A 5,983-nucleotide genomic window follows, 5' to 3' on the forward strand; every position below is an offset into this window, starting at 1 on the left:
GAGCCTCTAGCCTTACTTAGATGTGTTTCTTGAGAAAAACATTGCTTAGCAAAAGTGTTACTTACCACTAAGCAATAAAAGGACTTAGTTAGCTGTCCAGAAAATATAATCTGCTTGATAGGTGACGACTGCAGTGGCACCGTCATGGCCATCATCGCAAGCCACATCGGGTGCGACACCACCTTGAGTGTTCAGGCGTTGAATGTAGCTAACGCCAGTCATTGCGCCCTCACCTTCCGCAGGATTGGCTTCAACGAGCTGCAACGGGATATTGCCATCACCATTCGCGGCAGTTGCCAACTGAGTGCCGGTAACTTTGGAGCCATCCAACGCTTCCCAAGTAGCAGGCGGGCCATAGTAGCTGCCAACTTGAGCACCATTACTGTCGTTCAGCGCAGCGTGGGGGCCTTTGAATACCCAGCCCATAGTACCGTCACCTTTAGCTTCGCACATGTAGGTAATCGCACCCACACCCACTGTTTCCAGAGCGACGGTATTGCCATCGGGCACTTGAACGTCGGCAGGCGTCATATCGGCCAGCGCAACGTGACTGAAGGATGCAATCAAGGTAGCGGCGAGTGCTGCACGCGTAAGAGGTTGGATAGTCATTTCAGTCTCCTTGGGTTTTGTATCAACCACTACAAAGTGTGGCTGTATAGGGGATACACACGAGGAGACGTTTTGGATGCACTCTTTATAGAAAATAATTAAGAAAAAAGCGCCTAAAAAATTTGAGGCGCTTTTTATGTATATAAATCAGCTGATTAATTATTGGCTAACACCATCTACTGCAACCTGCCGGGGGCAGGCATTGCCACTGTGATCAAACAGGTGGCAATGCTGGCCTGCAAGCCCCAAACGCACCGTTTGTCCCTCTTGCAGGTGGGTCAAACCATCTAAACGCTGGGTGAGCGGAACGCTAATACCTGCTACCTGCCAATGCGCCAGCGTTTCGTAACCCAGCTTTTCCGCCACCATTAAGGTCGCATTCAGTGTGGCTTCTGCCTGTTCGGCTGCGACAAAATCTTCTGCCCGCAGCCCAAGCGTTGCGCTATCCCCTGACTGAAGGTGCTTGCCATTGACCGCCACTGTCAGCGTATCACCGCTATGCAGACGCACGACTGTTTGACGCTCGCCTGGATCTACCACCGTGACGGGAAAGGTATTAATCCGCGGCGAGCCGATAAACTCGGCCACTTCAAGGGTCTTAGGGAAGTGATAGAGCGACAGCGGCGCGCCGACCTGGGCGATACGGCCACGGGAAAGCAGCACAATACGGTCAGCCAGCGTCATCGCTTCCACTTGATCGTGGGTCACGTAGATCATGGTGGCATTCAGGCGCTTATGCAGCGCCGCAATTTGCACCCGCATATCCACCCGCAGCGCGGCATCCAGGTTAGAAAGCGGCTCATCGAACAAAAAAACCGCGGGCTCTTTTACCAAGGTACGGCCAATCGCTACCCGCTGACGCTGGCCACCTGAAAGATCTTTAGGTTTGCGTTCCAGCAGTTCAGTCAAGTGCAACATGTCAGCGGCATGCTGAACGCGACGGCGAATCTCGGCTTTATCAGTGCGCGCCAGCTTTAAGCCAAAGGCCATGTTTTCCGCCACACTCATGTGCGGGTAAAGCGCATAGGATTGGAACACCATGCCGATATCCCGCTCCTGGGGCGGAATCTCATTGATCCGCTGACCATCAAGCTGCATATCACCTTCGGTGATATCTTCCAGGCCTGCGATCATACGTAGCAAGGTGGATTTTCCGCAGCCAGAGGGGCCTACGAAGACCACAAACTCGCCATCTTCTATCGTAAGATCGATATCCCGAGAGATTTCCACACCGTCAAAGGATTTACCAATACCGCTAAGCGTTAAACGTCCCATGGTGCATCCTCCTCGGACTGTGGGCAGCAGGCAATCGCCACGCCGTAAGGTGGTAGCCGTAGTTGCCCACCCTGCCACTCGCCGTTTAGCCAAGCAGGCGAACCCTTCAGTGATTCAGCGCTTTTAGGCGCCACGCGAGTGACGGTTTGGTCGCTAAAATTCAGCGCAATCAGCAGACGTGAGTGTTGATAGGTACGCTCTAAACAGAGCACCTCATCATGCACGGCGTGATAGCGCACTTCGCCTTTTACTAGCGCTGGCAAGGTGCGGCGAAACGCTAAAAACTCACGGTAGGCATTGAGCAACGAACTGGCATCGTTATCTTGCTGATCAACGGCGAGACTGGCGTGCGAATCGGGCACTGGCAGCCAGGGCGTGACATCGCTAAAGCCAGCGTGTCGCGCGTCAGCTTGCCAAGGGTGTGGCGTTCGGCAACCATCGCGACCTTTATAGGCAGGCCAAAAGGTGATGCCCGCCGGGTCAACCAACTGCTCAAACGTCAGTTCGGCTTCTGGCAAGCCAAGTTCTTCACCTTGGTAAAGGCACACACTGCCCCGCTGGGTAAGCAAAAACACCATATAAAGTCGCAGCTTATCCAGTTGTCCTTCAGCCTGCCAGCGGGTAGCAAGGCGGGTGACATCGTGATTTCCTAGTGCCCAACAGGGCCAGCCGTCGCCAATCCGCGCCTCCATTTCGGTGAGCGTTTTATGCAAATAACCAGGGTCGGCTTTGTCGGTCAGCAGGTTAAAGGAGTAGCACATGTGCAGGCGATTGCCGCCTTGGGAGTATTCCGCCATCACGCCCAGGGCGTCATCGTCACCAACTTCTCCGACACTCGTCGAGCCAGGATACTCATCGAGCAGGCCGCGCAGGCGCTCTAAAAACACCACGTTTTCCGGCTGGGTTTTATCGTGCTGATGCAGCTGGTAGCCATAAGGGTTGTCCGGGCGAACACCTAAAAAGCTTTCGGTTACTGCTGCGCGCGGAGGATTATCCTTGAGCTCGCCGTGGGTGCAGAAGTTCACTGCATCCAGACGGAATCCGTCGACGCCCCGCTCCAGCCAAAAGCGCGCTTCTTCCAATATGGCATCCACCACGGCGGGAGTGCGGAAATTGAGATCCGGCTGACTGGCCAGGAAGTTATGCAGATAGTACTGGCAACGGCGCGTATCCCACTGCCAGGCGCTACCACCAAACACCGACTGCCAGTTGGTCGGTGGCGCACCATCAGGTTTGGGGTCGGCCCAGACATACCAGTCTGCTTTCGGGTTATCACGACTTTTGCGGCTCTCTTCAAACCAGGCGTGTTGGTCAGAAGTGTGCGACATCACCTGGTCAATCGTCACCTTCAGCCCTCTGGCATGGGCAGCTTCAACCAGGCGATCAAAATCTTCCAGGGTGCCAAACATCGGGTCAACACCACGGTAATCGCTAATATCGTAGCCGAAGTCTTTCATGGGCGAGGTGAAAAACGGCGACAGCCAAATGGCATCGACGTTTAGCGAGGCAATATAATCCAGCTTATCGATCAGCCCTTTTAAGTCACCAATCCCATCGCGCTGGCCGCCCTTGCCGTCGCTATCCATAAAGCTGCGCGGGTAAATTTGGTAAATCACTGCGCCGCGCCACCAGTCAGCGCCTTGGCTGCCAACGTAGTGGGAAGTAGAAGATGCCTGCATCATTATATTGTCCTTATCATTTCCTGTTGATTGGCATGATGCAGCGTTGATCAAAAGATAAAATCCTCCCCTAGAGGTAGCAGTGGGCGTAGGTATTAGGAGTAGGTGTTAGGAGTAGCCGCCACCGCCGCCCATAAGCACTGTTTACTCGCCTCTTATTCTCCTTGAATATGCGCCAATAATTGCCCCGCCAGCGCAATGGCTTCATCCCGCCGCCGAATATTCTGTTTTTGATAAAGGCTGCGGATATGCGTTTTGATGGTGGTGGGCGCCACCGATAGCTGTTCGGCGATCTGCTCATTAGAGAGCCCAGCATGAATCAGCCCCAAGATTTGCCACTCTCGACGCGTCAGTGGCGACGTACGGATAAGTTCAGGCACATCGGGCCGTGCCACGATGTTGGCAATGACTGTCTCGTCCAGCATCAAGCGGCGAGCGCTGCCAAAATCTTTTTGGCGGCCAGCTAAGGTCAACAACCGCTCCGCGCGAGCCTGTTCAAGGGGGGCTAAGCTGTTACTTGCTAATAACGTCGACAGCAGCTCCCCAAGTGGTTTGCCTATCCGTAAAAAGCTGCCTACCAATGCGGTGCGGGAAGCTAAACTGAGTGCCTGCTGTATATGGTTACTTGCCTGAGTGGTTTTCCCCTGATGCCAAGCCACCGCCGCTAAGCACAGCTGGTTGCGATTCGCGTCAGTCACTAATCCTAGCCGCTGGGTATGGTCTTCAAGGGCATCCAGTAGTTCGCGGGCCTCTTCATAGCGCCCCAATAGTGTTAATGCACGGGCATGATTACGTACGTTGCACTGGGAAAAGTGATTGGTGGCATGCTCGGTAAGTGGTTCTGGCGCTTCTTGGCGCCAACGCTCGACCGCATCCATATCGTGTGTCGATTGCCACCACGCCAACAGCGTTGCATGGGCATTGGCTACCCAATCAATGTGGTAATCCCCTTCTGAGAGAATTTTACGCAGCCTACGAATGTGGTCGGCACATTGCGCTTGGTCTCCCCGGCTCTGGGCGACTTTAGCGAGCTGAATATGGCACTGCAGCGTCCAGCGCTCACCTTGATTGTCTAACACCGCAATACCTTTCAACGCTGCCTGCTCGGCTTCGTCTAAGCGATGCCACTCCCAAAGCACCTGGCTGCGAATGCGGTACAAAAACTCCGCGACCGGTAAATGTTCAAGTTCGGCGCGCTCTAGATGCGCAAAGGCACGCTCTTGAATATCGTAGGCGGCCTGCAAGCGTCCCTGAGCCACCAGGGTTTCAGACTGATGACAGTATGACCACAGCAGCAGCTGATGATCGTTGCGCTGACGAGCTTGGCGCTCTACTTCTCTAACGCGCTGAAGCGACTCTTCCAGATAGCCCAGAACAAAGCGTGCTTCACTAAGAATAGCGGTGGCGGTTAGCGGTGTTGACGCCAGATAGCGAGCAGGCTCCGCGAGCGCTTGCTCAGCCAGCGGCGCTGCACGCTCAGCATCACCATGGTTAATCGCCAATTGGGCACGCAATGTGGCAAATTCAGCACTCAATGCCTGCCATTCGGGCTCATCCAGCTGCGCCTCTATCCATCCGATCACTCGTGCCGTGACATCAAACTGAAATTGCCCATGGGATACCCAGCCATAGAGCAGCGTATGCTCCGGACACTTTGAAAGTCGCGGTTCGCCCAGCAGCGCAAAGCCTTGCGCTAATAACGCATAAGCTCCACTGGCTAGTAATGCAGGACCCTGCGCGGTCAATAAGCTGGCAACATCCTCTGGCTCCTCGGCTAAAATTGCCTGGCGTAGCGCCATGACCGGATCATTTAGTGCTAACCACGCCTGGCTTGCCCGCTGATGCAACCTTCGCTGAGTGGATAAATTAAGCTCGTGTCGGCGGTGGCGAAGATACTCGCCAAACAGCCGTTGAAAGCGAAACCACTGGCTATGCGGGTCGGGGCGTTCAATGAATAGCCCCGCTTGCTCAAACGCTTCCAAGCGCTGAGTTAACCGCTCTCCTTCCAAAAGGCGCGCCATTAGCTCGGGCGAAAAGCGCTCTAACACTCCCAACTGAAGCATTAACTCTCGCTCTTCAGCAGGAAGCGCGGCAGCGAGCAGTTCATCAAACCAAGCGACAAAATCAGGATGCGCACCGCTTAAGCGCTCTACCAGCGCATCAAATCCCGCACGCGTGGTGGTTCTCTCAACCAGCCAATTAAGCGCTACAATCCAGCCACCGCTTCTACGCAACGCACGTTCAAGGCTTACTCGGGTGGGCGGAAAACTTAGCTGTTCGGCACACAAGGTGTGTGCTTCTTCGCTGTCAAAGGCCAAGCCATGAAGGTCGATCTCTTCAAGCTCCCCTCTCAATCGCAAACTCGCCAAACCAAGCGCGGGGCGCGAGCGGCTCGCCAGTGTCAAGGTCAACCAAGGCGG

4 protein-coding genes are annotated in these 5,983 nt (G+C 54.7%); all 4 read right to left on the minus strand.

Annotation, left to right across the window (positions count from 1 at the left end; all coding sequences use genetic code 11):
- Positions 1–84 precede the first annotated feature (84 nt).
- The gene (locus INT22_RS03050) at positions 85–609 is read right to left on the minus strand and encodes a DUF3455 domain-containing protein (protein WP_089037954.1); all 525 of its coding nucleotides are present in this window, start codon (positions 607–609) and stop codon (positions 85–87) included.
- A gap of 159 nt (positions 610–768) precedes the next feature.
- Complete coding sequence (ugpC, locus tag INT22_RS03055) at positions 769–1,884, minus strand: sn-glycerol-3-phosphate ABC transporter ATP-binding protein UgpC (RefSeq protein WP_193067661.1); 1,116 nt, start codon at positions 1,882–1,884, stop codon at positions 769–771.
- Entirely contained in the window at positions 1,872–3,566 is a 1,695-nt protein-coding gene (locus INT22_RS03060; protein WP_193067662.1) for an alpha-amylase family glycosyl hydrolase, read from the minus strand. Before INT22_RS03060 ends, ugpC begins: the two co-directional genes overlap by 13 nt.
- Positions 3,567–3,718: 152 nt before the next feature.
- Positions 3,719–5,983 (minus strand): HTH-type transcriptional regulator MalT (gene malT, locus INT22_RS03065; RefSeq protein WP_226912365.1); only part of this gene is annotated, 2,265 nt, incomplete at its 5' end.

This window comes from Halomonas sp. 3D7M, assembly GCF_014897885.1.
Classification (GTDB): domain Bacteria; phylum Pseudomonadota; class Gammaproteobacteria; order Pseudomonadales; family Halomonadaceae; genus Vreelandella.